This window comes from Actinomadura sp. B10D3 (genome assembly GCF_039871695.1).
Taxonomy (GTDB): Bacteria; Actinomycetota; Actinomycetes; order Streptosporangiales; family Streptosporangiaceae; genus Spirillospora; species Spirillospora madurae.
The window spans coordinates 93,622-118,246 of sequence record NZ_JBDPLY010000031.1 but is presented as its reverse complement, the minus strand read 5'-3'; the positions used below and the strand labels follow the sequence as shown (position 1 = coordinate 118,246).

Here is a 24,625-nt window from a genome sequence, read left to right as displayed (position 1 = left end):
TCTCGCAGACGCCACTCAGGACTCGGCTATAAGACCCCGAACCAGGTCTATGCAGAGCACCTAGAACAGCAGCTCGCAGCGTGAAGTAACCGCAAATAGAGCTGTCCGAAGTCTTCGGGGCCCCTCAACCTGCGCATCGCCGGCCTCAACCTACGCCGAATGCTCAACCTCGGCCTCACCCACACCACCCAGGGCTGGGCACTGACCTGACCAGCAGGCCACCGACCGGCCCGCACCCCTTGCACAGCCCCGCAACCATCCACCAACCTGGACCACGCGGGAAGGGCGACCACTCTGTCGACCCCCACGGGGCCTGACCCAACCGGCCGCACAGACGGCCTTGTCGGCGCCCTTCCCGCCCACATCACCTCTTGTTCAGCAGACCCCTAGTCACGGTCGAGGAGGTCGACCAGGCGTTTCGGCGCGATGAGACGGTAGCTGTCCTCGATGAGCTCGGCCATCTCGTCCCAGTCCTGGTCGACGTCGAGCCGCGCCCCGACCCAGCCCTTCGCACCCACGTACTTCGGGACGAAGAACTGTTCCGGGGCCTCCGCCACGAGCGCTTCCTGAACGCCGGGTCCGGCCTTGAACGTCATGGAGAGCCCGTTCTCGGAGGTCATCACGAAGAGCTTGTCGCGAACCCGGTAGGAGGGCGCGGTATGACCGCCGAACGGCTTCTCCGTCGTTTCGGGCAGCGCTAGACAGATCTGCCGTATCAGCCCCAGCACGTCCCGGTCGCTCATACCGATGTCCCTTCCAGTAGCTCCTGCTCAGCAGACGTGGAGCGCCACTTCGATCAAACCGCCCCGGACTCGTACCCGTGGCCATCCTGGTCCAAATCCGCGCGCCAGGCGACACGTGCCCCGCCCGCATCGTCCTCACAACACACCCGCCCCCGAACACGCGACCACCCGGCCGCCCGACCGCCCGCCGCCCGACCGCCCGACCGCCGCACGCGTGGCCAGGCCCCTGCGAACTTGCGGGTGCCCCCAACCCGCTCCGTACTGGGCTCCGCGGCCCACGCCGTACTGGGCTCCGCGGCAATTCACGCGTACGGGCGCGGCAATCCACGCGTACGAGGTGCAGCGATCCACGCTGCACTGCAGGACGTCGCCGGGCCAGCGTCGGTCCCGAGGGATGTTGGCACATTGGCCGATGTCGCCCAGTGGCCGTCCGATCCGATGATGCCTCGAACCCTGGATCCGTAGCCGAAGCGGGCCTGATGCCGGCTTGTGGGGGTGGATGGCCAGGGCAGGGGCGCCCACGCGCGCGGCCGTTGTCGGGAGTAGCACGCGCGGGATGGACGCGGCCCTGGGAAGCCAGTGGGCCGCGTCCATCCCGAGGGGCCGCGGGCGGGGGCCATGCGGTCGCATGGGCGGAAGCGGTTCCTGCGATCCTCGCTGGACGAGCGGCGCCCTGGCGCGGGTTCTTCCACTCTGCGGAAGCGGCGCTGACTGAGCCTCCGACCACGAACGATCGTCGGGATCAGGCCGCCCCGGCGTCCTGGCCCTCGTGGGCGGTCACCGGGCACGGCGTCGACCAGGTCGGCGCTACCCGACCGTGGCTCGGCGTCGGCGGAGCAGGTAGCTGAGGTGATTTGTTGTCGACGTGCTCAAGGCAATGGCATGCGGGATTCCGATGCGCGGTGGTGGACGGCGGCCTCGGAAGTTCGAGTGGGTGTCTTACGTCGGGGCGTGTGGAACTGGACCGTTCAGCAGGTTGGGTAGTGGCATTTGTTGGTGGTCGGTTTTCTTGGGAGGTGGTCTTTGTGGAGGGGGACGTTCTGGTTTTGGTTGAGGGTAAGGAGGTTCTTGCTGATGGGGTTGTGGGGTTGACGCTTCGTGCGGTGGGGGAGGACGGGCTGCCCTCGTGGGAGCCTGGGGCGCATATTGATTTGGTGTTGGGGGACGGGCTTATCCGGCAGTACTCGTTGTGTGGGGATCCGCGTGATGCGGGGACGTGGCGCATCGGTGTGTTGAAGGAGGGGCCTGGGTCCACGTTCGTCCACGAGCGGGTTCAGGTGGGGGATCGGCTTACTGCGCGCGGGCCGCGTAATCATTTTCTTTTGAAGGAAGCGCCGCGCTATCTGTTCCTGGCTGGGGGTATTGGGGTCACGCCGATTCTTTCGATGGTGGCGGCGGCGGAGGCAGCGGGTGCTGAGTGGCGACTTCTCTATGGCGGGCGGCGGCGCTCTGCCATGGCTTTCCTGGACGAGTTGAGTGTTTACGGCGAGCGGGTCGAGATACGTCCGCAGGATGAGTTCGGGTTGCTCGACCTTGAGGGGGCGCTGCGTGAGGTGACGTCCGGCACGCTCGTGTACTGCTGCGGTCCGGAACCCATGCTGGCTGCGGCCGAGGAGTGCTGTGGTGCGCTCGGAGTCGGTGGGCTGAGGACTGAGCGGTTCTCGCCGAAGGCCGTCGAGGGAGTGGACGAGGCCTTCGATGTCGAGCTCGCGTTGAGTGGTCGGACACTGCGGATCGAGGCTGGACGGTCAATTCTGGAGACTGTCGAGAAAGCGGGCGTCAATGTCCTGTCGTCGTGCCGCGAGGGGACGTGCGGGACGTGTGAGACGCCCGTTCTCGACGGGGAGCCGGACCATCGCGACTCCGTCCTGACCGAGGAGGAGCGCGCGGACGGCGGCTTCATGATGATCTGCGTGTCGCGCGCCCGCGGTTCCCGCCTCGTCCTGGAGCTCTAGCTAGCCGGTGGGGTGCAGCGCGCGGCGGACGGCGTCCAGGCGGTCGGCGCGCATGCGCTTGGACACGCCCGCCTCCTTGATCCTGGTGGAGCCGTGGAAGGTACCGGGGTAGTGGTGCAGTTCGGTCGCGACGCCTGCCTGGATGAGCCGCTGCGCGTAGTTCAGGCCCTCGTCGCGGAGCGGGTCGAACTCGCAGGTGTTGATGTAGGCGGGCGGCAGCCCGGTCAGGTCTTCGGCGCGGGCCGGAGCCGCGTAGGGGGAGACGCCGTCGGTGCCCCGGACCCCCTTGCCCAGGTAGAAATCCCAGCTCAGTTCGGCGTTGGGCCGATTCCAGATCGGCGTGTCGGCGAAGGCGCGCATGGACGGGGTGGCGAGCCGGTCGTCCAGATCCGGGATGCCGAGAAGCTGGAAGCAAAGTGCCGGGCCGCCACGGTCGCGCGCCAACAGGGAGACTGCTGCTGCGAGCCCGGCGCCGGCGCTCTCGCCGCCTACCGCGAGCCGGTCCGGGGCGATCCCGAGGTCGGCCGTGTGCGAGGCCGTCCAGGTCAGCGCCGCGTAGAAGTCCTCCAAGCCGGCCGGGAACGGGTGTTCGGGGGCAAGCCGGTACTCGACGGACAGGACCACGGCGCCGACCTCGGCCGCGATGGCCGCGGTGTCGTCCTGAGACATGTCGACGCTACCGATGACGAACCCGCCTCCGTGGAAGTAGACGAGGCCCGGCAGGTCGCCGTCCCGGTCGGCCGGGGCGAAGATCCGCACCTGGACCTCGGGTGCGCCCCGCGGGCCCGGCACGGTGATGTCGCGGGTCTCGACCGGAACCGGCGGCTCGTACTTCTCAGCGCGCGCGAACAATTCCGCCTCGTTCCGGCGGACTTGCTGAACGTCGGCGATCGAAAGCTGCGGGATCGTCGCGATCCAGGGCGCGAGTTCCGGATCGAAGGCGTACGACACCTCGGTGCTCCTCTCAGGGGGTTACCGTCACCAGTGTCGGCTGCTGATCAACCCAAGGAAATAGTCCCTAGCCGGGCGGTCACCGAGCACGCCGTTCTCTGCGGTTGGCCGGTAGGGGCGGGCCGCCTGTCGCCGCGCAGGCCGAGTCTGCCGCGCCGTACCCAGGTCTGTCCGCTGGCCGAGCGGGCTGTAGGCGGAGGTGCGCCGGTGAGGCCGCGTGGATGATTCGGACGATCTGGTCTTGTTTTAGTGATCATCCGCAGGCAGCCTCTGGTGGTATGGGACACGAGAGTCATTCCGTCCTGGAGCGGGCTCCCGCCGCGTGGTGCGGTGACGGGAGGCGGCGGTGAGCTTCTCCGAGTACCTGGCCGACCGCTGGCCCACGATCGGCGTGATGATGGCCGAGCATGCCGAGGTGGTCCTGATCGCCGTGGCGATCGCCGCCGTGCTCGGGATCGGGCTCGGGGTCGCCGTCGAGGGGCGGCCGCGGGCTAGGGGGCTGGCGCTCGGGGTCACCGGGACGATGCTGACCGTGCCCTCCCTGGCGCTGTTCGGCCTGCTCATCCCGGTGTTCGGGCTGGGGTTGGCCCCGACGATCACCGGGCTGACGCTCTACGCGGTGTTCCCGATCCTGCGCAACACGATCACCGGTCTCGAAGGCGTGCCGAGCGCGGTCGAGGAGGCGGCGCGGGGGATGGGGATGGGCCGGGCGAGCCGGATGCTGCGGATCAGGCTGCCGCTGGCCTGGCCGGTCGTGCTCACCGGGGTCCGGGTCGCGACGATCATGACGGTGGCGATCGCGGCGATCGCGGCGGCGGTCGCCGGGCCGGGGCTGGGGGAGCTGATCTTCGGCGGGCTGTCGCGCATCGGCGGCGCCAACGCCCTGAACGACACGGTCGCGGGCACGCTCGGCGTCGCCGTCCTGGCGCTCGTCCTGGACGTGCTGTTCGTCGTGCTGTCCCGGTTCACCACCTCCAGGGGGCTGCGATGACGGAGATGATCCGGCTGGAGGGGGTGAGCAAGCGGTACCCGGGCCAGGACGCCGCGGCCGTCGAGGACCTCACGCTCGGCGTCCGGGAAGGGGAGATCGTCGTGCTGCTCGGCCCGTCCGGCTGCGGCAAGACGACGACGCTGCGCCTGATCAACCGGCTGATCGAGCCGACGTCGGGACGGATCCTGCTCGGCGGCGAGGACGTCACCCGGGTCGACCCGGACGGGCTGCGGCGCCGCATCGGCTACGTCATCCAGCAGGTCGGGCTGTTCCCGCACATGAAGATCGCCGCCAACATCGGCCTCATCCCGCGGACGCTCGGCTGGGACAAGAAGCGTGTACGCGCCCGGGTCGACGAGCTGCTCGACATGGTCGGCCTCGACCCCGGCACCTATCGCGAACGCTATCCGAAGGAGCTGTCGGGCGGGCAGCAGCAGCGCGTCGGCGTCGCCCGCGCGCTGGCCGCGGACCCGCCGGCGATGCTGATGGACGAGCCGTTCGGCGCCCTCGACCCGATCACGAGGGAGCGCCTGCAGGACGCGTTCCTCGAACTGCAGGCGCGGATCCGCAAGACGATCGTCCTCGTCACCCACGACCTCACGGAGGCGCTCAAGCTCGGCGACCGCATCGCGATGCTCGGGCAGGGCGCGAGGCTCGTCCAGTACGACACTCCCGCGGCGATCCTCGCCGAGCCGGCGGAGGCGTTCGTCGCGGAGTTCGTGGGCGTGGGGGCCGCGATGCGGCGGCTGCGGCTCGTGGAGGTCGGGTCCGTCGAGCTGAAGCCCGTCGAGGGCGACCACCGAGGCGGTGCGACCGTCCGGGCCGACCAGTCCCTGTACGAGGCGTTGGACGCGATGCTGCGGGCCGGTTCGGAGACAGCGGCGGTCCTGGACGGCGACGGGCGGGCGGCGGGAGCCGTGTCCTGGTCGGCGATCGTCCGGCAGGCGCCGGAGCGGCAGCCATGACCGTCACGGCGGTGCCGGAGCGGACGGAGACGGGCGGCCGCTCGCTCGCCGGGCTGCTCGTGACGCCGCTGTTCCTCGTCCTCGTGTCGGTGGCGCTCTACGTGTACGTGCGCGGCCTGGACCTGGACGCGATCGAACGCCGCTCCATCAACCGGTCGGAGATCGCCGGTCAGACGGTCCAGCACGTCAAGCTGGTCGCGGTGTCGACGGCGCTCGTGCTGGCGATCGCGATCCCGCTCGGCGTGCTGCTGACCCGGCCGCGGCTGCGCCGGCTGTCCGCGCCGTTCCTGGCGCTCGCGAACGTGGGGCAGGCCGTCCCGTCCATCGGGGTGCTCGTCCTGCTCGCCGTCACGGTCGGTATCGGGTTCCAGAAGGCGGTGATCGCGCTCATCCTCGTGTCGGCCCTGCCGGTGCTCCGCAACACGATGGTCGGCCTGCGGGGCGTGGACCGCTCGCTCGTCGACGCCGGGCGCGGTATCGGGCTGTCGAGGACGGCGGTGCTGTTCCGCGTGGAGCTGCCGCTGGCCGTCCCCGTGATCCTCGCCAGCGTCCGCGTCGCGGTGATCCTCAACGTGGGGAGTGCGACGCTCGCCGCTTTCACAAACGCGGGCGGTCTCGGGGAGCTCATCAACACGGGCATCTCGCTGAACCGGACCCCGATCCTGCTCACCGGAAGCGTCCTGACCGCCGTCCTCGCGATGGCGGCCGACTGGCTCATCGGCATCGCCGAGTACGTCCTGCGTCCGCGCGGGATCTGAACCACCTGAGGAGTCACCATGCGCACGCTCTCCGCCGCCGCCACCCTCGCCGCCGCCGCCCTCACCGCGGGATGCTTCAGCTCCAGCGGTACCGACGCCGAGGCGGGCAGCCTGGCCAAGGGCAACTCGCTGGACGGCGTCACCGTCACCGTCGGGTCCAAGGAGTTCACCGAGCAGCTCGTCCTCTGCCAGGTCACCGCGCTCGCGCTGCGCTCGGCGGGCGCGACGGTCAACGAGAAGTGCGGGCTCCAGGGCAGCAACACGACCCGCGCCGCGCTGACGTCCGGCAGCATCGACATGTACTGGGAGTACACGGGGACGGCCTGGATCAACTACCTCAAGGAGACCGAGCCGATCGGCGATCCCGCCGGGCAGTACAAGGCCGTCGCCGAGCAGGACCTCGCGAAGAACAAGATCAGGTGGCTGGACGCCGCGCCCGCGAACAACACCTACGCGATCGCGGTGAAGACGACCACGATGCGGCAGCTCGGGATCGCGAACCTGTCGGACTACGCGGCGCTGGCGAAGCGCGACCCGGCCAAGGCGTCCACCTGCGTCGCGAGCGAGTTCGCCGGACGCAGCGACGGATGGCCCGGCCTGCAGAAGGCCTACGGGTTCACGCTGCCGAAGTCCGCGGTCGCGACGCTCGCCGAGGGCGCGATCTACGACGCGATCGGGAAGGGGAAGCCCTGCGCCTTCGGCGAGGTGGCGACGACGGACGGGCGCATCAAGGCGCTGGGCCTGACCTCCGTCCCGGACGACAAGAGGTTCTTCCCCGTCTACAACCCGGCGCTCACCGTCCGGGAGCAGGTCTACAAGGACGCGCCCGCCCTCGGCAAGATCGCGAATCCGATCGCCGCGGCGCTCACGGACGGGGTCCTGCAGGAGCTGAACGGCAAGGTCGACATCGAGGGCGAGCAGCCCGAGAAGGTGGCCGAGACCTGGCTGAAGTCCAAGGGCTTCATCGGAGGATGACCGTCCGGACGCCGTCGGCGCGGCTACCCTTGCCCCTACCTGTCGCCGGAGTGAAGGGCATGGCGAATGAACCGCACCGAACTGGTCAGGGCCGTGGCGGAACGCGCGGGGAGCGACGAGGCCGCCGCCCGCCGGCACGTGGACGCCGTGTTCGGCACCGTGATGGACCGGGTGTCCGCCGGGGAGCGCGTCATCGTGACCGGGTTCGGGACGTTCGACCGGCTGGCGCGGCCCGCGCGCAGTGCCCGCAACCCGCGGACCGGCCTCCCGGTCGAGGTGCCCGCCGCGCAGGTGCCGCGGTTCCGCTCCGGCCAGACGTTCCGGACCCGGGTCGCCGCGAGCGCCCCGGCCGCCGAGGGGAAGGCCGCCGCCGAAGCGCCCCCGGTGGTGTCCGTCGCCGTCGAGCCGTCCCGGCCTAAGAAGGCGAAGAAGGGCAAGAAGGGGCCGGACGCGAAGAAGAAGAACGCGAAGCAGGCCAAGGCGGCCTCCGCCCCGGCGAAGAAGAAGCAGGGCAAGGCGAAGGCGCGCGCCAAGGCCGGGAAGGCCGGCAAGGCCAAGGCGGGCCGGTAAGCGTCGGCCCCCTCGTGGTCACACCATGTACTGGTCGTGGCGGCGGTAGAGGTCGGTCCATTCCTCGTCGCTGAGCCGCCGTCCGGTCGTGGCGATCTCCGCCAGCTCCTCGAAGTACGCCTCGCGCGGCGCGCCCGGCGTGAACAGCAGGAGCATCGACGCCGGCTCGCCCGACTCGTTGCGGAACCCGTGTACGCCCCCTTCGGGGACGAACAGGAAGTCGCCCGGATGGGCGTCCCTCCAGCCCGTCCCGTCGTGCAGCCGGACCGTGCCGGACAGGATGTGGAACGACTCGGTGATCGTCCGGTGGAAGTGGGGCATCGGGCCGGACGGCCGCGGCCCCATCTCCCACCGGTAGAGCCCGAACGCGCCCTTCGTGGTGCCGCCCGTCGCCAGGTAGTGGACCTGCGTGCCGCGGTGGACGCGGTCGTCGTCGGCCGGGCCGACGAGCAGGTCGGGCGGCGCACCGGCGGGGCGCAGCGTCGCGCTCGCCTCGCCGCCGTCTGCGAAGTAGCGGGGCTCGGGATAGGTCATCTACACCACCAGGTTAAGCAGGAGGACGAACACCAGGCCGCACACCGAGATCACGGTCTCCATCAGCGACCACGTCTTGATGTTCTGCCCGACGGTGAGCCCGAAATACTCCTTGACCAGCCAGAAGCCGGCGTCGTTGACGTGGGAGAAGAACAGCGAGCCGGCCCCGATGGCGAGGACGAGCAGCGACGTCTCGCCGCTGTCCAGGCCGCTGACCAGCGGGGCGAGGATGCCGGCCGCGGTCACCGTGGCGACGGTCGCCGACCCGGTGGCGAGCCGGATGAGGACGGCGACCAGCCAGGCCAGGAACAGCACGGAGAACCCGCTGTCCTTGACCCAGTCGGCGACGAGGTCGCCGATCCCGGTGTCGATGAGCGTCTGCTTGAAGCCGCCGCCCGCCGCGACGATCAGCAGGATCCCGGCGATGGGCGGCAGCGACGCGGTGACCGAGGCGGAGATCGACTGCCGGTTCATGCCGGCGCCGAGGCCGAGGGTGAACATCGCGACGACGACCGCGATGAGGAGCGCGACCAGCGGGGTGCCGAGGTCGTCCAGGACGGTCCGGACGCGGTCGCCCTCGTCCAGCAGGATGTCGGCGAACGCCTTGCCCATCATCAGGACGACGGGGAGCAGCACGGTGAGCAGCGTGACGGCGAACGACGGGCGCCGCCGCCCCTCGCCCTTGGTGACCTCGCCCTTGGTGACCTCGCCCTTGGTGACCTCGCCCTTGGTGACCTCGCCCTTGGTGACCTCGCCCTTGGTGACCTCGCCCTTGGTGACCTCGCCCTTGGTGACCTCCTCGTCGTCGTCCGCGGCGTCGGTGACGTACAACTCCGGCGGCGCCACGTCCACCCAGCGGGACGCGTACCGGGCGAAGACGGGGCCGGACACCGCGACGGTCGGCAGCGCGACCAGCACGCCGAGGCCGAGCGTGAGGCCGAGGTCGGCCTTGAGGGCGTCGATGGCGACGAGCGGGCCGGGGTGCGGCGGGACGAGCCCGTGCATGGCCGACAGTCCGGCCAGGGCGGGGATGCCGACCGCGATGATCGACAGGCCGGAGCGCCGCGCGACCAGGTAGATGACCGGCATCAGCAGGACCAGGCCGATCTCGAAGAACATCGGCAGGCCGATCAGCGCGCCGACGAGGGCCATCGCCCACGGCAGGAACCGGCGCCCGGACCGCCCGACGATGGTGTCGACGATCTGGTCCGCGCCGCCGGAGTCGGCCAGCAGCTTGCCGAACATCGCGCCGAGCGCGATCAGCGCGCCGACGCCGGCCGCGGTGTCGCCGAACCCCTTGCCGAACCCCTCGATGGTGTCGGCCATCGGCAGCCCCGCGATGGCTCCGACCAGCACCGAGCCGAGCGTGAGGCTGAGGAACGGGTGCACCTTGAAGTAGGTGATCAGTACGACGATCAGCGCGATGCCGGCGAGCGCGGCCGGCACCAGCCGCCCGCTCGACGCGGCCGGCTCCGCGGCCAGCACGATCGAGTGCATGGCGTCATCCTCCTGGGAGCGGTGCAAATGACGATGGTCGCCCGAGTGTGACGCTTATGACCTGCTCTTTACAAGGGATGAAGCCGGAAAAAACATATCTTTATGGGGTGGACCCCCTGCTTCGTGTGATGATTGGGGCATGACGGAGACCCCTCAGACCGGACTGCACGGCAGCGTCCTCGACACGCTCGGCACGCTGATCACGTCCGGGGAGCTGCCCGCGGGCGAGGTGCTGCGAATCGAGCAGCTGGAGTCCCGGCTCGGGGTGTCCCGGTCGGTGGTCCGGGAGGCGATCCGGGTCCTGGAGTCGATGGGCATGGTGACCAGCCGCCGCCGGGTCGGCGTCACGGTCGCTCCGCGGCAGGGATGGAACCTCTTCGACCCGCAGATCATCGGGTGGCGGCTCGACGGCGACGGGCGGGACGAGCAGCTGCGCTCCCTCGGGGAGCTGCGCCGCGGGCTGGAGCCGATGGCCGCCGCCCTGGCCGCCCGCCGCGCGACCCCCGCGCAGTGCGGGACGCTGACCGGCGCCGTCATGGAGATGGCCGTGCACGGCAAGTCCGGCGACCTGGAGGCGTACCTGACCGCGGACATCCTCTTCCACCGGACGCTCCTGGAGGCGTCCGGCAACGAGATGATCGGCGCGCTGAGCGGCGTGGTCGCCGCCGTCCTGGCCGGCCGCACCCACCACCACCTGATGCCCGCGCATCCCGAGCCGATCGCGATCCGCTGGCACGCGGAGGTGGCGCAGGCCGTCCAGTCCGGCGACGCGGAAGCCGCCGAGCGGGCCATGCGCGACATCGTCGACGAGGCGACCCAGGCGATGCTGGATCCGCGCGACTGACGGAAACCCGCCCTGACCGCGGCGCCCGTCAGAAGAGCGTGGGCGGCTCCGCCGGAACGGGTTCCGGTAGCGGTTCCAGCTCCGGCACGCCGGCCCTCACCTCGGCGTGAAAACGGCGGGCGAGGTCGAGCGCGTCGGCGTTGTCCGGGGTGTGGACGAACACGGTCGGTGAGCGTCCCTCCCGCAGCCATTCGGTGACCCGCCCGACCCAGAACCGCCAGCCCTCGATGGTGCGCTCGGTGTCGTCCCGTCCGAGATAGCGGACGATCGGACGGTCCGTCAGCGCCTCCGAACGGCGCGGTACGCGCGGCTTCTTCGTCCACGCGTCGCGTTCGGCGTCGCTGGTCGGACGGCTCTGGAAGAACACGGTCGTGTCGAACGGAACCCACTCGGCTCCCACCCGCGAGAGCACCCGTTCGAGGTCGCGGACGCACCCGGCGTCCTCGAAGAACGCGCGGTGGCGCACCTCGACCGCGTACCTGTGCTCCGCGGGGAGCCCGCGCAGGAAGCCGGCCAGCGTCCCGAGATCTCCGGGGCCGAACGATCCGGGCAGTTGCACCCAGAGGGCGTGCGCCCGCGACCGCAGGGGCTCGATCGCGTGAAGGAACGTCCGCAGTTCCTCGCCGCCCCCGGCGAGCCGGCCCTGGTGCGTGACCTGCTTCGGCAGCTTGAGGACGAAGCGGAAGTCCGCGGCGGTCTGCTCCGCCCACGACTCCACCGTGGCGCGCGACGGCGTCGCGTAGAAGGTCGTGTTGCCCTCCACCGCGTCGCACCAGCTCGCATAGGCCCTGAGCCGCTCGCCCGGCGGCAGCGACGGCGGCACGAAGCGCCCCTGCCACCGCGCGTGCGTCCACATCGCGCACCCCACATGAAGCCGCATGGCCCCGACGCTACCGGTGTCCCGTGTACGGCGGGGCCTCACCCGGAGCGGGAGCCGAGCCCGTCCTTGGACGTCCACCACAGCCGCGGGACGAGCGGGGCGATGGTGCGTTCCTCGACGCAGCCGCGCCAGACGCCGAGGCCGTAGGCGAACTCGTCCAGGACGCGCAGGCCCGTCCACGTCAGGGGGCCGAGGGACGAGCCGCCCTGCCGGCGGAGCGCGGCGGCCGCGGGCCCGAGGACGGCCGCCGCGAAGGGGAGGCGCAGGCGCGGGACGGCGACCGCGACCGGGACGGCCAGCGGCCACCAGGTCCGGGTCACCGTGCGGCCGAGGACCTCCCCGGCCGCGAGGGTGCCGCCGGACGCCATGCGGACCGCCAGCGGCCACGGCCGGTCCGTCCAGGCGGCGAACTTGCGGGCCAGCAGGGCCGTGCCGCCCGCGGTGACGGCGAGCCCCGCCACCGGGGAGCCGGCCGCCGCGAGGCCCCAGGCCAGCGCGCTCCACCCGGACATGGTCAGCGCGGGGAGCTCCTCGGGGTGCCGGACCGCCAGCGGCGCGGCCGACGTCCCGTAGTCGTGCCTGCGGGCGAGCCAGGCCCGCAGCCGCGTCCGGTGCCGGTGCGCCACCACGGCCTCGGGGACGTAGCGGACGTGGTGGCCCCCGGCCGCGAGCCGCCACACGAAGTCGACGTCCTCGCCGACGCGCATGCCCTCGTCGAAGCCCGCCCCGAACGCGGCGCGCCGGACGACCAGGGCGGCGCTCGGCACGTAGGAGACGGCCGAGCGCGGCCGGACGATGCTCTCGGCGCCGCCCATGTCCAGGGCCGAGCCCTCGGCCTCGTAGCGGGCCAGCACCCCGGAGCCGGTGACATGCGAGGTGATGCGGGGCGCGACCGCCGCGACGGCCGGGTCGGCGACGTGCGGCAGCAGCGCCCCGAGCCAGCCCGGCTCGGGCACGCAGTCGGAGTCGACGAACGCGATGAAGGGCGTCCGGGCCGCGCGTGCGCCGGTGTTGCGGGCCGCGCCCGCCCCGCCGTTCGCGTCGCGGCGGATCAGCCGGGCGCCCGCGCGGTCCGCCGCCTCGGCGATGGGCCGGGGATCGGGGGAGCCGTCGTCCACCACGATGACCGGGTGGTCCGCCCCCAGCCCGGCCAGGCATCCGGCGAGCTGCTCGGCCCGCCCGTAGGCGGGGACGACGATCGTCACCTCGGCCGGGTCGGCCGCCCGTTCCGGCGGGACCGGGTGCATCATGCCCGCCTGCACGAGCCGCCGGGCGAGGAGCCCGCCGCCGCGACCGGGCCCCACCGGGGCGCCGTCGCACCACCTCCGCACGAGGGCGGCGCCGTCCGGGGTCAGCCGGACGATGCGCGCGGGCGCGCCGCCCAGCAGCACCCGCCCGTCCTCAAGGGGGGCCAGGCCCGGGTCGGGGCGGAGCCGGAAATCGGCGGGCATCGGGGTCTTAGCCGAGTTCATCGTCGAGCCTGTCGAGAAGTGACCGGGTCAGGGCTTGGAAGAGGCGCGCGCCCTCGGCGGCGCTCGCGCCGGCCGGGTCGCCGAGGACGCCGTTGGGGCTGACCGCGCGCACCCCGCCCGCCCGCAGCCGGGGCATGAGGGCGGGCAGCGGCTCGGTGGCCCCCTTCTCGGCGCGCTCCAGGCGGACCGCCTCGGGCGCCAGATGCAGCAGGAGCGAGGTCTCGGTGCGCCCGGCGTGCGCGTCGCCGCCGCGGACGTCCAGGTGGTGGACGAGGAGGCGCCGCCCCTCCCAAGAGCACAGCTCGGCCGCCTGCCGGAGGGCGTCGACGTTGCCGCCGTGCCCGTTGACGACCACGAGCGCGGGCCAGTGCCGGGACGCGTCCCGCACCAGTTCGACGACCTGCCGCGTGAGCGCCTCGGTGCCGATGCTGAGCGTCCCGGGGAAGCCGGCGTGCTCCCCGCTCGCGCCGTAGGGGAGGGCGGGGCCGAGGTCGGCCGCCGGGCGGGCCCGGTGCGCGTGCGCCGCGACGGCGGAGGCGATGCGGGTGTCGGTGTCCAGCGGCAGGTGCGGACCGTGCTGCTCAAGGGAGCCCGCCGGGACGAGCAGGACCCGGCCCGGCCTCTCCGCCTCCGGCCAGGTCGCGTCGACGAGCGGGCGGCTCATCCCGTGAAACCGCCGTCGACGTGGAGGGCCGCGCCGGTGGTGGCCGACGCGCCGTCCGAGCACAGCCACACCACCGCCGAGGCGATCTCGGCGGGGTCGAGCAGCCGCTCCAGCCGCTGGTGCCGGGCCAGCTCGCCGGTGCCGGAGAGCCCGTAGACGCCGGCGGTGCGGTCGAGCAGCACGGTGGCGGTGCTGCCGGGCAGGACGGCGTTGGCCGTGACACCGGTCGGCCCGAGGTCGGCCGCCAGCGCGCGGACGTACCCGAGCGCCGCGTGCTTCGCGGCGACGTAGGACGCGAGCCGCGGCAGCCCCCGCTCCCCGGCCGAGGAGACGACGGCGACGAAGCGGCCCCGGCCGCGCGGGGCGTCCAGCAGGCGCGGCACGGCCGCCCGGGCGAGGTTGGCCACCCCGTGCAGGTTGACCGACAGGTCGCGGTCGAGGTCGGACGGGTCCAGCTCCCAGGCGGGTCCGTCGGCGCCGATGATCCCGGCGACGGCCACGGCGGCGACGAGCCGGCCGTCCGCGGCGTCCACGAGCCGCGCGACGTCCGCCGGCGACCGGACGTCGCAGGGCAGCGCCGCGACCCCCGCGCCGAGCCCACGGCAGTGCTTCTCCACCTCGGCGAGGTCGTGCGCCGTCGCCAGCGGGTAGGCGAGCCCCTCGACCGCGCCGGGGTTCGGGACGTCGCCGAGCACGAGGTCGTAGCCCGCGGAGGCGAGCGCGCCGGCGACCGCCGCGCCGATGCCCCGGGCGGCGCCGGTGACCACCGCGACCGGGCGCCCCGCCGCGCTCACGGCCGCGGTTCCTCCACGGCGCCGAGCGCCCGCGTGAACCCCGGCGGGACGAGCACGTCGCCGGGCGTCAGCTCGTGGACGGACGAGCGGCCGAGCGCCAGCAGGGACGAGTCGATCCCGGCGCGCAGGATGTCGAGCACGTTCTCCACGCCGGCCTGCCCGTTCGCGGCGAGGCCCCACAGGTAGGCGCGCCCGATCATGACGGCCTTCGCGCCGAGGGCCAGCGCCTTGACCACGTCGCCGCCGCGCCGGACGCCGCCGTCGAGCAGGACCTCGACCTGCCCGCCCACCGCGTCCGCGACGGCGGGCAGCGCGCGGATCGGCGCCGGCGTCCCGTCGAGGTTGTTGCCGCCGTGGTTGGACACCGAGATCGCGCTCACCCCGGCGTCCACCGCGCGCAGGGCGTCGTCCACCCGGCACACGCCCTTGAGCATGAACGGCCCGTCCCACTGCTCGCGCAGCCAGCGGACGTCCTCCCACGACGGGGGAGGGGTCTGCATCCACTGCCCGTAGGCGCCGAAGAACGTCGGAGGCTCCGCACCTGGATCGGCGAGGTTCGGCGTGGTGAGGTCGGGAAGGCGCCTGGTCTTGGCGTACTCGTAGAGCCAGCGCGGGCGCGTCACCGCCTGCGGGGCGAGCTTCGCCATGGCCTTGAGGTCGAGGCGCTCGGGGATCCACGGGCTGCCCCAGTCGCGGCTGTGGGAGAACGACCAGTCGAGCGTGGCGATGAGGCCCTTCGCCCCGGCCGCGCGCGCCTGCTCCATCCGCCGGGCCATCTCGTCCTTGGTGCCCATCCAGTACATCTGGAAGAACACCTGGGGGTTGGCCGCGACGACCTCGTCCAGAGGCCTGCTCGCGAACGAGCTGAGCCCCATCGCCGTCCCGCGCGCGGCGGCGGCCCGCGCCACCGCCACCTCGCCCTCGGGGTGCACGGCCTGGACACCGGTCGGGGAGATGATCACCGGCAGCGAGATCTGCTGGCCGAGGACGGTGGTCTCCAGATCGCGCTTGGCCGACAGGCCGGCCACGTGCGGGGCGAACCCCAGCTCGGCGAACGCCTTGGTGTTGTCGTCGTAGGACACACCGCGCTCGGACCCCGCCAGCAGCGCGCTGTACACCGACTTCGGGAGGCGCCGTTTCGCTCGCCGCCGCGCCTCGACGACCGTCTCGAACCATCCACCGCTCATGATCGTCCTCTTGTGTCGTGCCCGGCGAGCGGGCTCTCGTCGCAGAAGCGGTCCGGGCGCCCGGCGGGCATCGCGGGCATGCCGAGCGCGACCGGCCGCGCCCGCACCGGCCCGGTGTGGGAGTGGTCGCCGCTCGGACGCGGCGCCCCGGTGCGGTCGGCCGACCGCAGCGCCGCCTCGCCGTGTCCCTTGACGCACTCGGGGTCGGGGCCGTCGAGCGGGAGCCCGGTGAAGAACTTGGCCGCCATGCAGCCGCCCCGGCAGGCGTCGTAGGCGGAGCACCGCGTGCAGGCGCCGCCGGTGTCGGGACGCCGCAGCTCGGTGAACAGCTCCGACTCCCGCCAGACCGCGGCGAAGCCGCCCTCGTCCCGCACGTTGCCCGCCAGGAACCGGTCATGGATGGCGAACGGGCAGGCGTACACGTCGCCGACCGGGTCGATCAGGCACACCACCCGGCCCGCGCCGCACAGGTTCAGCCCCGGCAGCGCCGACCCGAACGCCGACAGGTGGAAGAAGGAGTCGCCGGTCAGGACGCGCTCGCCGTGCTCGACGAGCCAGTGGTACAGGTCCTCCTGCTGGGCCGCGGTGGGGTGCAGCTCGTCCCACACGTCGGCGCCGCGCCCGGACGGCCGGAGCCTCGTCAGCCGCAGCTGGGCGCCGTACCGGTCGGCGATCGCCTTGAACGCGTCCAGCTGGCCGGCGTTGTGCCGGGTCACCACGACCGACACCTTGAACTCGCGGAACCCGGCCTCGTGCAGGTTCTCCATCGCGCGGATCGCGGTGGCGTAGGAGCCCTGGCCGCGGACCGCGTCGTTGACGTCCGCCGTCGCGCCGTCCAGCGAGATCTGGACGTCCACGTAGTCGCTGCGGGCCAGCCTCGCCGCCACCTCCGGCGTGATCTTCACGCCGTTGGTGGAGAACTTCACGCCGACGCCGCGCTCGGTGGCGTAGTCGACCAGCTCCCAGAAGTCGGACCGGACCGTGGGCTCGCCGCCGCCGATGTTGACGTAGAAGACCTGCATCCGCTGCAGCTCGTCGATGACGCTCTTCGCCTCGGCGGTGGTCAGCTCCCGCGGGTCCCGGCGGCCCGAGCTGGACAGGCAGTGGACGCACGCCAGGTTGCACGCGTACGTCAGCTCCCACGTCAGGCAGATCGGGGCCTGGAGCCCGTGCTGGAAGTGGTCCACCAGCCGGCCGGTGGCCGGCCGGGATGCCGTCGCGGTGCTGCTCACCATGGTGCTCCTTCGGTGGGACGGCTCAGGGCCGCCGGACGAGCATGTCGGAGGACGCCAGCGTGGACAGCGCGGTCCGGTACCGGCCGAGGTCGTCCTCGGGCACGCCGGCCCCGAGCAGGGCGTCCCGGGCCCGGGGCTGGTCGGCCAGGGCGCGGACGGCGTCCAGCAGTCTGCGGTCCTTCAGGAACGACAGCCGCCGCGTGCCGTAGTGGTAGAGCAGTGCCCCGAACGGCTCCGGCCGCACCGCCACCTGGGGATGCAGATCCCAGGCGGCGTCCAGGTCGAAGTCGTTCGCGGCAGGTGTCCGGGCCATCGGCGGGTCAGTAGACGCCGCACATGCCGTCGATCGAGACCTCCTCGACGAGCAGGTCCTCCTCGACGAGTTCCGGACCGGTGGCGGTGTCGTCGTCGGCGGGGGCGGTGGAGGCGGTCGCGGCCTGGGAAGCGTCGCTCATGGGAGACTCCCTGGAAATCGTGCACGCCCGATCGCGTGTCGTGGCCGCCACAATAATGGCACTGAGTGCCGAAAGGAAGGGGGTGCCCCGGTGGCAGGACCGTCCGCGCCCCGCGTCGGGCGCCGCCCGCGCACGTCCCGCACCGAGCTGGAGCGCGTCGCGCTGCGGCTCTTCGCCGAGCACGGCTTCGAGGAGACGACGGTCGACGACATCGCGTCCGCCGCCGGCATCGGCCGCCGCACCTTCTTCCGGTACTACGGCTCGAAGAACGACGTGGTCTGGGGTGACTTCGAGGGCGAGCTCGAGCGCATGCGCGAGCGGTTCGCCGCCTGGCCGCCGCAGGCCCCGATGATGGACGCGCTGCGCGAGGCGATCGTGGAGTTCAACCGGCTCGACCCGGCCGAGGTCCCCTGGCACCGGCTGCGGATGACGCTGATCCTCCAGGTCCCCGCGCTCCAGGCGCACTCGACCCTCCGCTACGCGGACTGGCGCGCCGTCGTCGCCGGGTTCGCCGCCGCCCGCCTCGGACGTCCCGTGGACGACCTGATGCCCCAGGCGGTCGCGGCCGCCTGCCTCGGCGCCGCCGTCGCCGCCTACGAGCAGTGGCTCCGGCGCCCCGGAAGCGACCTCGGCGACCTGCTCGACACGTCCCTGCGCGCCCTCGGCCGGGGCTTCCAGGAGTAGCCCTCTTCACCGCGCCGGCGCCGCCTACTACCGGACGGCCGCCGGGAACGCCCTCGTGGAGGCGCAGGTCAGTGGCCCGGCGTGACGCCCGCGGCCGACCGGCCGGCGCCGCGGTCGCAGACGGAGCCGCCGGAATGGGGGACGTGCCCGGCACGGTCGAAGACGGCGTCGGCGGGGTCGAAACAGCGGCGCAGGACGCGGTGCCACGGGTTGGCGACCGCTCCCGGGTACAGGACGGCCACCGCCAGGCAGTACTTGCTGATGCTGACCGGGCGGGCGCCCATCCGGCGCAGCAGCCGGTCGGCCGGGGAGTCCGCCGCCGCCGACTTGGACTCCACCAGCAGCCAGTCGTCGCGGCTCCGGACCCGCGCACCCTGCCGGGTGCAGACGAGCCCGAAGTCGAGCGTGACGCGCCCGGTGCCGCGGCGCTGGGCGAGCGTCACCCGCCGGTACGACGTGGTCGCCGAGGAGACCAGCGGGGCGGGCGGGTTCAGCCGGTAGGCGCCCAGCAGCGTCTCCCAGAGGAAGTCCTCGGCGCGCGGCGTGATCCGCGTGCGGCAGGCCGGGTCGTACGGCATCCGGCGCTTGTCGGTGGCGTCGCGCGCCCCGTTCACCTTCACCTCGAACATGCACTCCTCGCTGTCCAGGTACGTCCGGGTGCGGATCTTGAATCGCCGGCGCCGGTCCTGCACGTGCTGCCGGTAGGTGAGCAGGCCGGGGGTGTCGAAGTAGGTCGAGGTGTACCGGAACGAGCGCAGCCCGTCGATCTCCAGCACCGCGTGCGTCTCGGCGATCCTGTCGAGCAGTTCGGGCGCCAGGCGCGCCGGCAGGATGTACTTGCGGTCCATGCGGAGCTGCAGCGCCGACCGGGCCAGCACGCCGTCGAGCCCGATGCCGGGCAGGCGCGCCGTGGCGGCGCGGACCAGCGCGGCGGTGTCCGTCACGTGGTGCTCCTCGACAGCGAGTCCTCCGGGGCGGAGGCCCTGGTGGCCGGCACGCGCACGGGCTCGCGCCGCGGGGCGCGGGGAAGGAAGCGCACGTCCACCACGGTGATGTCCCGGACGTAGTCGACCTCGATCACCGAGCACCGCAGCAGGGTGCCGCCGAGCCGGTTCTCAAGGTCGGCGCGCAGCGCCCCCTCGTGGGGGTGCACGACGTCCAGCGTCACGACGCGGTGCATCGTGCGGGGCGGCAGCCGGGGATGGTCCGCCAGGTACATCACGGCGAGCAGCACCGCGTCCAGCGGGAGCGCCACCCACGGCGCCTGGGCCGCCAGGCCGTTGACCAGCCCGAGGGCGAGCGAGACGAAGTAGTAGCCGACCTCCTCCTGGGTCAGCGAGCTGGACCGCAGCCGGATGATCGACAGCACCCCGAACAGGCCGAAGCCGATCGCGAGGTCCGCCCGCTGGACGAGCAGCAGCGTCACGACCGTGAAGACGCCGATGTTGACCGCGACGTAGGCGAGCCGCAGGTCCCGCCGGTAGTGGCGGTAGAAGTAGATCAGGTGCGCGAGGATCGTGATCGCGACCAGGTCCACGGCCAGGCCGTAGATGACATCCGTGCGCACGGTCGAACCCCTTCGGACGGCGGATTGCTGCTCAGGGGAGACTGCCCCCGCCGGGTGAGATCACCATGAGATGACCATGAGAGCACTTTCATCCGCACACAATGAGAGGGTTCTCATCGCCGAGCCGTCGTGAGCGGCGGGCCACCGGGAGATAGTTGCCCCATGGCCACCCGCGCGGCGATCGCCGGCATGACGGCGGCGGCCGTGGCCACCCTCGGCCTCGCCGCCGGATTCGCCCACGCCCAGAACTCGCATCCGCCGCGGCTCGGCGACACCGTCCAGGTGTCCCCGCCGCCCGCGCCCGGCGGCCGTGCCCCGGCCGCCTCCCGCCCGGCGAGGCCGCCCACCGGCCCTACCGGCGCCGCCGGCACCGCCGGCCCCACCGGCCCCACCGGCCCCACCGGCCCCGCCCGCTCCGAAGGCCCGGCCCCGCGGGAGGACGTCCGGGCGGTTCCGTCCCCGGTGCCGCCGGCCAGCGACGACGATGACGAGGTGGAGGTGGAGGCCGATGACCGAGACAGCGACGACTGAGGGCGCGCGGGAGGCGCGGCGCGGCCTGAGCGCCCGCGCCCGCATCGTCGGCTGGATGCTGCTGCTGGTCGCGCTGGCGCTCGGCGGGTCGGTGTCGGTCACCTGGTCGGTGCTGTCGGCCCGCCTGGACGACCGGATCGCCGCCGAGCTGGGCCATGAGGCCGAGAAGCTGCGCGAGTTCGCCCAGAACGGCGTCGACCCGGAGACCGGCCGTCCGGTCCGGGACGTCCGCACCCTGCTCACCGCCTACCTGGGGCACAACCTCCCGGACGACGGCGAGACGTTCTTCACCGTCGTCGACGGCCGCGCCGACCGCCGCAGCCCCTACCCGCCGCCCGCCAGGCTCGACCACGACGCCGCGTTCGTCGCCCGGGTCGCGAGCGCGGACGGGCCCGAGCACGGCTGGGCGGACAGCACGGCGGGACGCGTCCGGTACGCCGTCATCCCGGTGCGGATGGACGGCGACCCCGCCCGCGCCGCCCTGGTCGTCGCCGAGTTCCGCGACGCGCAGCGGGACGAGGTGGCCGAGACGACGCGGGTCCTCGCCGTCACCGCGTTCGGCGCGCTCGCCGTCGCCGGGCTGGCCGGCTGGCTGATCGCGGGCCGGGTGCTGGCGCCGATCCGGATGGTGCGCCGGACGGCGGAGCGGATCGGCGCGTCCGACCTGGCCCGGCGGCTGGAGGTGCGCGGCACCGACGACGTCTCCGCCCTGGCCTCGACGTTCAACGTGATGCTCGACCGGCTGGAGGCCTCCTTCGCCGCGCAGCGCCGGTTCGTCGACGACGCGGGGCACGAGCTGCGCACGCCGCTGACGGTGATCCGGGGCCATCTGGAGCTGATGGGCGAGGACCCCGGCGAGCGGGCCGAGACGCGCGAACTGCTCATCGACGAGCTCGACCGGATGAACCGCATCGTCGACGACCTGCTGATCCTGGCCAAGGCCGAGCGCCCGGACTTCCTCACCCCGTCCGAGGTCGACCTCGCCGACCTCACGGTCGAGACGGTCGCCAAGGCGCGCGGGCTGGGCACGCGGCGGTGGCGGGTGGACGAGGTGGCGGAGGTGCGGGTGATCGCCGACCGGCAGCGGCTCACCCAGGCGCTCATGCAGCTGGCCGCCAACGCCGTCCAGCACACCGTCCCGGACGACACCATCGAGGTGGGCTCGGCGGTGCGCGGGTCCACGGTGACGCTCTGGGTCCGCGACACCGGCCCGGGCGTGGCGGAGGAGGACGCCGCCCGCATCTTCGGCCGGTTCGTCCGGGGCGCCCCCGGCCCCCGGCCGACCGAGGGCGCCGGCCTCGGGCTGGCCATCGTCGCCTCGATCGCCCGCGCCCACGGGGGCGGTGCCCGGGTCGAGCACCCGCCCGGCGGGGGCGCCCGCTTCGTCCTGGAGCTGCCGCTGTGCATCCCGCAGGGCGAGCCCGACGTCCTGGACGCCGAGCCGCGGGAGGAGGCGGCATGGGCCGGATCCTGATCGCCGAGGACGAGCCGCGCATCACCTCGTTCCTGGAGAAGGGCCTCGGCGGCGCCGGCTTCCGCACCGCCGTGGCGGCGGACGGGATCACCGCCTACGAGCTGGCCCGCGGCGGCGCGTTCAACCTGATGATCCTGGACGTCGGCCTGCCGCTGCGCGACGGGTTCACCGTCCTGCGCCGGCTCCGCGAGGAGCGCGTCACGCTTCCCGTCATCATCCTCACCGCCCGGGACGGGGTGGCCGACACCGTCGCGGGGCTGGAGGGCGGCGCCGACGACTACATCGCGAAGCCGTTCGCCTTCGCCGAGCTCCTCGCCCGGGTGCGGCTGCGGCTGCGCGCCGACGGGGGGCGCGAGCCGACGCTGCTGCGGGTCGGCGACCTCGTGCTGGACCTGCGCACCCGCCGGGCCCACGTGCCGGGCCGGACCGTCGAGCTGACCTCCCGGGAGTTCGCCCTCGCCGAGATGTTCTGCCGCAACCCCGACCAGGTGCTGACCCGCGAGCAGATGCTGGCGCACGTGTGGGGCTTCGACTTCGATCCCGGCTCCAACGTCGTGGACGTCTACGTCCGCTACCTGCGCCGCAAGCTCGGGGCCGACCGGTTCGAAACGGTCCGCGGCACCGGCTACCGCCTGCGCCTCTAGCCCGTGGTGTACCGGGATCGGTAAACCACTTCACCTTCTGGCCCGTCACCCAAGTGACGAACGTCACCGAGCGGACGGGGTTCCGGTGGGACGCGACGGGCTGGCAGTGGTGACCGCGGCGTTGGCCGTCGCGGCGGTAACGGCGGCGGCGCCCGGAGCGGCGGTCGCGCAAGCGCCCGGCCGGGCGGCGGCGTGCACCCCGCAGGGACCCGACTTCAACGGGGACCGGTGCGGCGACATCGTGGTCGGCGACCCCGATGCCGCCGTCGGGGGCGTGCAGGGGGCAGGCCGGATCACCGTGCTCTACGGCGCGGAAGGCGGCCCCGGGGCCGGTGAGAAGGCCGTCCTGGCGCAGGGAGGGCCGGGGGTCGGTGAGAGCCCCGAGTCAGGTGACGGGTTCGGCGCCGTGATCCGGACGATGGACGTCGACTCCGACGACCGCGCCGATCTGGTGGTGGGCCTGCCCTCGGAGTCCGTCGGCGACGCCGGCGACGCGGGGATCATCCAGGTGATCTTCGGATCGCCCGAGGGGCTGGGCGGCGGCCGCGCGGGGATCGTGCTCCGCCAGGGCACCCACGGCATACCCGGCGGTCCTGAAGCGGGGGACCGGTTCGGTGCCGGGGTCGCCGTCAACAGGACCGGCGGCGATTTCCGGCCCGCTCCCGCGCTCGCGTTCGGCGTGCCCGGCGAGGACGTGGGGAGCGACGCGGACGCCGGCGCCGCGGGCGTCGTGACGTTCGACGGGGACACCGGCGACGTGGCGACCGTCGGGGCGCTCACCCAGGACAGTCCGGGCATCGGCGGCGGCGTGGAGGCCGGTGACAGGTTCGGTGCCGCGGTCGAGTTGTTCCAGGGGCCCGGGGGCTTCAGTTGCGGAGTCACCGGCGTCGACGGCTTCACGCTGGTCGTGGGTGCGCCGGGCGAGGATCTGAGTGGCGACCGCGAGGCCGGCATGGTGCACCTGGCCAGAGACCTGAACAGCGACACGCCCCTGACGCAGGACTCTGCTGGGGTGGACGGCGCGACCGAACCCGGCGACCAGTTCGGTGCCGGCCTCGCGCTCGACTCGTTCTGCGAGCACGACGGCCCGTCGCACGTCAGGCTGGCGGTCGGCGTCCCGTTGGAGGACATCGGCTCGGCCGGAGACGCCGGCACGGTCCACCTCTTCGCCACGGACGACGACGAACTGCCCCTGCCCCAGCGGTGGAGCGTCACCCAGGACAGCGCCGGCGTCGCCGGGGCCGCCGAGACCGGGGACCGGTTCGGGTCCGTGCTGGAGATCGGCGGCCCGTGGCGGGACGGCCTCGGTGAGCCGCTGGCGGTCGGCGTCCCCCGCGAGGACGTCGGCACCGCCGCGGACGCCGGCAGGGTGCAGATCTTCGGCGAGGCGGCGAGCGCGCCCGGGGACGGCGACGTTGTCCTCACCCAGGAGAGCATCGGCCTGGTCCCGCAGGCCGGGGACCATTTCGGCGCCGCGCTCTCCGGCCGCTACGGCCGGCTGCTCGTCGGCACCCCCGATGACGTGACCTACGGCAAGGGCGCCGTCCACGGAGTCCCGTGGCCGGGGACGTCCGGGACGCCGCAGCTGTTCGTCCCAGGCCAGGGCGGGATCCCCGCGGACGCGGCCCGCTTCGGAGCGGCACTGGGCTGAGCCGCCCCCGGGGCCGGTCAGGCGCGCCGCGAGGTCACCGGACTCGGGTGGCGATGCCGGGGTAGTCGACGATGAGGCCGTGCCGGTCGTAGACCAGGCGGCAGGCGAAGTCGAAGACGGGGGCGGCGTAGTCGTACTCCCGTTCGCTCGAACGGGAGTAGGTCTGTTCCAGCCGCTCCACGTCCAGCCCGACCGCGCGGACGTAGGCCGCCGGTGCGGCGACCGGCCGCTCGCCGGGGAAGCGCAACCGGTGCACCGGGAAGGTGTTGGTCATCGCCGACGCCTCCAGGTCCAGGTCGAGGCACCCCTGCAGGTGGGGTGCCTCGATCCCGTCGACCTGCCAGTTCCCCGCACCATCGGCCTCGATGACCGTGACGGTGGTGGAGCCGCCGCTGCGTCCGGTGATCCGCCCCGACCTGGTCAGCCATGAGGCGTCCAGCTGGATCGCGTAGTCCACGATCCAGGACGTGCCGTCCTCCGTGGCCGCCGTGGTGCCCTCGACCCGGGCACCACGGGAGTCGGCGGAGAAGAACGCGACCTCGAACCCCTCGCGGGCTCCCTCGTGCCGCCAGGACGCGACCGAGGGCAGAGCGGCGAACGACAT

The 24,625-nt window shown here is 73.0% G+C and carries 27 protein-coding genes; 12 read left to right on the top strand and 15 right to left on the bottom strand.

Translation table 11 applies throughout. From position 1 onward, the window contains the following. Positions 1 to 386: 386 nt before the first annotated feature. On the bottom strand, positions 387 to 743 hold the full coding sequence (locus ABGB11_RS34560) for an MmcQ/YjbR family DNA-binding protein (protein ID WP_347639683.1): 357 nt from the start codon (positions 741 to 743) through the stop codon (positions 387 to 389). A gap of 953 nt (positions 744 to 1,696) precedes the next feature. On the opposite strand from ABGB11_RS34560, the gene ABGB11_RS34555 reads away from it, so the two are divergent. Further along, positions 1,697 to 2,698 carry a PDR/VanB family oxidoreductase gene (locus tag ABGB11_RS34555; RefSeq protein WP_347639682.1) on the top strand — a complete coding sequence of 334 codons (1,002 nt, stop codon included), beginning with the start codon at positions 1,697 to 1,699 and terminating at the stop codon, positions 2,696 to 2,698. Here ABGB11_RS34555 and ABGB11_RS34550 read toward each other — a convergent pair whose 3' ends face one another. Next, positions 2,699 to 3,649 (bottom strand): alpha/beta hydrolase, encoded by a 951-nt coding sequence (locus ABGB11_RS34550; protein ID WP_347639681.1) that lies wholly within the window; start codon positions 3,647 to 3,649, stop codon positions 2,699 to 2,701. 346 nt (positions 3,650 to 3,995) lie between these two features. Between ABGB11_RS34550 and ABGB11_RS34545 the strand changes: the two genes are divergently transcribed. The 5 genes from ABGB11_RS34545 to ABGB11_RS34525 all read left to right on the top strand — a co-directional run bounded on the left by ABGB11_RS34545 (position 3,996) and on the right by ABGB11_RS34525 (position 7,908). After that, complete coding sequence (locus ABGB11_RS34545; RefSeq protein ID WP_347639680.1) at positions 3,996 to 4,640, top strand: ABC transporter permease; 645 nt, start codon at positions 3,996 to 3,998, stop codon at positions 4,638 to 4,640. Next, the gene (locus tag ABGB11_RS34540; RefSeq protein ID WP_347639679.1) at positions 4,637 to 5,605 is read left to right on the top strand and encodes an ABC transporter ATP-binding protein; all 969 of its coding nucleotides are present in this window, start codon (positions 4,637 to 4,639) and stop codon (positions 5,603 to 5,605) included. Before ABGB11_RS34545 ends, ABGB11_RS34540 begins: the two co-directional genes overlap by 4 nt. Continuing rightward, positions 5,602 to 6,363 carry an ABC transporter permease gene (locus tag ABGB11_RS34535; protein WP_347639678.1) on the top strand — a complete coding sequence of 254 codons (762 nt, stop codon included), beginning with the start codon at positions 5,602 to 5,604 and terminating at the stop codon, positions 6,361 to 6,363. Before ABGB11_RS34540 ends, ABGB11_RS34535 begins: the two co-directional genes overlap by 4 nt. An 18-nt stretch (positions 6,364 to 6,381) precedes the next feature. Further along, a complete protein-coding gene (locus ABGB11_RS34530; protein WP_347639677.1) occupies positions 6,382 to 7,338 on the top strand; it encodes a glycine betaine ABC transporter substrate-binding protein in 957 nt (318 codons plus the stop codon). 66 nt (positions 7,339 to 7,404) lie between these two features. After that, positions 7,405 to 7,908 (top strand): HU family DNA-binding protein, encoded by a 504-nt coding sequence (locus ABGB11_RS34525; RefSeq protein ID WP_347639676.1) that lies wholly within the window; start codon positions 7,405 to 7,407, stop codon positions 7,906 to 7,908. Positions 7,909 to 7,926: 18 nt separating this feature from the next. On the opposite strand, the gene ABGB11_RS34520 is transcribed toward ABGB11_RS34525, so the two are convergent. Continuing rightward, positions 7,927 to 8,442: a cupin domain-containing protein gene (locus ABGB11_RS34520; protein ID WP_347639675.1), complete on the bottom strand. Its 516-nt coding sequence runs from the start codon at positions 8,440 to 8,442 to the stop codon at positions 7,927 to 7,929. Then, the gene (locus tag ABGB11_RS34515) at positions 8,443 to 9,939 is read right to left on the bottom strand and encodes an SLC13 family permease (protein WP_347639674.1); all 1,497 of its coding nucleotides are present in this window, start codon (positions 9,937 to 9,939) and stop codon (positions 8,443 to 8,445) included. 139 nt (positions 9,940 to 10,078) lie between these two features. Between ABGB11_RS34515 and ABGB11_RS34510 the strand changes: the two genes are divergently transcribed. Further along, positions 10,079 to 10,783 (top strand): FadR/GntR family transcriptional regulator, encoded by a 705-nt coding sequence (locus tag ABGB11_RS34510; protein ID WP_347639673.1) that lies wholly within the window; start codon positions 10,079 to 10,081, stop codon positions 10,781 to 10,783. Between the two features lie 28 nt (positions 10,784 to 10,811). Here ABGB11_RS34510 and ABGB11_RS34505 read toward each other — a convergent pair whose 3' ends face one another. The 8 genes from ABGB11_RS34505 to mftA are packed head-to-tail and all read right to left on the bottom strand — an operon-like array spanning position 10,812 to position 17,470. After that, positions 10,812 to 11,663, bottom strand: coding sequence for a DUF72 domain-containing protein (locus ABGB11_RS34505; protein ID WP_347639672.1), 852 nt, complete (start codon positions 11,661 to 11,663; stop codon positions 10,812 to 10,814). Positions 11,664 to 11,701: 38 nt separating this feature from the next. After that, positions 11,702 to 13,135, bottom strand: a complete 1,434-nt coding sequence (gene mftF / locus ABGB11_RS34500) for a mycofactocin biosynthesis glycosyltransferase MftF (protein WP_347639671.1) — start codon at positions 13,133 to 13,135, stop codon at positions 11,702 to 11,704. Then, positions 13,122 to 13,799, bottom strand: a complete 678-nt coding sequence (gene mftE, locus ABGB11_RS34495) for a mycofactocin biosynthesis peptidyl-dipeptidase MftE (RefSeq protein ID WP_347639670.1) — start codon at positions 13,797 to 13,799, stop codon at positions 13,122 to 13,124. The genes mftF and mftE overlap by 14 nt, the downstream gene beginning before the upstream one ends. Continuing rightward, a complete protein-coding gene (locus ABGB11_RS34490) occupies positions 13,796 to 14,593 on the bottom strand; it encodes a mycofactocin-coupled SDR family oxidoreductase (protein WP_347639669.1) in 798 nt (265 codons plus the stop codon). Before ABGB11_RS34490 ends, mftE begins: the two co-directional genes overlap by 4 nt. Beyond that, positions 14,590 to 15,780, bottom strand: a complete 1,191-nt coding sequence (gene mftD, locus ABGB11_RS34485) for a pre-mycofactocin synthase MftD (protein WP_347639668.1) — start codon at positions 15,778 to 15,780, stop codon at positions 14,590 to 14,592. Before mftD ends, ABGB11_RS34490 begins: the two co-directional genes overlap by 4 nt. Then, entirely contained in the window at positions 15,777 to 17,015 is a 1,239-nt protein-coding gene (gene mftC / locus ABGB11_RS34480; protein ID WP_347639667.1) for a mycofactocin radical SAM maturase, read from the bottom strand. Before mftC ends, mftD begins: the two co-directional genes overlap by 4 nt. 22 nt (positions 17,016 to 17,037) lie before the next feature. Beyond that, positions 17,038 to 17,328, bottom strand: coding sequence for a mycofactocin biosynthesis chaperone MftB (gene mftB, locus ABGB11_RS34475; protein WP_347639666.1), 291 nt, complete (start codon positions 17,326 to 17,328; stop codon positions 17,038 to 17,040). 7 nt (positions 17,329 to 17,335) lie between these two features. Then, entirely contained in the window at positions 17,336 to 17,470 is a 135-nt protein-coding gene (gene mftA / locus ABGB11_RS34470) for a mycofactocin precursor MftA (RefSeq protein ID WP_347639665.1), read from the bottom strand. A 90-nt stretch (positions 17,471 to 17,560) separates the two neighbouring features. Between mftA and mftR the strand changes: the two genes are divergently transcribed. Continuing rightward, complete coding sequence (mftR, locus tag ABGB11_RS34465; protein WP_347639664.1) at positions 17,561 to 18,154, top strand: mycofactocin system transcriptional regulator; 594 nt, start codon at positions 17,561 to 17,563, stop codon at positions 18,152 to 18,154. A gap of 68 nt (positions 18,155 to 18,222) precedes the next feature. On the opposite strand, the gene ABGB11_RS34460 is transcribed toward mftR, so the two are convergent. Then, entirely contained in the window at positions 18,223 to 19,098 is an 876-nt protein-coding gene (locus tag ABGB11_RS34460) for a polyphosphate polymerase domain-containing protein (protein ID WP_347639663.1), read from the bottom strand. Next, on the bottom strand, positions 19,095 to 19,721 hold the full coding sequence (locus ABGB11_RS34455) for a DUF4956 domain-containing protein (RefSeq protein WP_347639662.1): 627 nt from the start codon (positions 19,719 to 19,721) through the stop codon (positions 19,095 to 19,097). Before ABGB11_RS34455 ends, ABGB11_RS34460 begins: the two co-directional genes overlap by 4 nt. A gap of 162 nt (positions 19,722 to 19,883) precedes the next feature. Here ABGB11_RS34455 and ABGB11_RS34450 point away from each other — a divergent pair, with 162 nt between their 5' ends. From ABGB11_RS34450 to ABGB11_RS34435, 4 genes are all read left to right on the top strand, one after another. Beyond that, the gene (locus ABGB11_RS34450) at positions 19,884 to 20,252 is read left to right on the top strand and encodes a hypothetical protein (RefSeq protein ID WP_347639661.1); all 369 of its coding nucleotides are present in this window, start codon (positions 19,884 to 19,886) and stop codon (positions 20,250 to 20,252) included. Then, complete coding sequence (locus ABGB11_RS34445) at positions 20,230 to 21,726, top strand: HAMP domain-containing sensor histidine kinase (protein WP_347639660.1); 1,497 nt, start codon at positions 20,230 to 20,232, stop codon at positions 21,724 to 21,726. The genes ABGB11_RS34450 and ABGB11_RS34445 overlap by 23 nt, the downstream gene beginning before the upstream one ends. Further along, positions 21,711 to 22,370, top strand: a complete 660-nt coding sequence (locus ABGB11_RS34440) for a response regulator transcription factor (RefSeq protein WP_347639659.1) — start codon at positions 21,711 to 21,713, stop codon at positions 22,368 to 22,370. Before ABGB11_RS34445 ends, ABGB11_RS34440 begins: the two co-directional genes overlap by 16 nt. A gap of 85 nt (positions 22,371 to 22,455) precedes the next feature. After that, a complete protein-coding gene (locus ABGB11_RS34435; RefSeq protein WP_347639658.1) occupies positions 22,456 to 24,021 on the top strand; it encodes a hypothetical protein in 1,566 nt (521 codons plus the stop codon). 34 nt (positions 24,022 to 24,055) lie between these two features. Here the strand turns inward: ABGB11_RS34435 and ABGB11_RS34430 are convergent, their stop codons facing one another. Further along, positions 24,056 to 24,625, bottom strand: coding sequence for a putative glycolipid-binding domain-containing protein (locus ABGB11_RS34430; protein ID WP_347639657.1), 570 nt, complete (start codon positions 24,623 to 24,625; stop codon positions 24,056 to 24,058).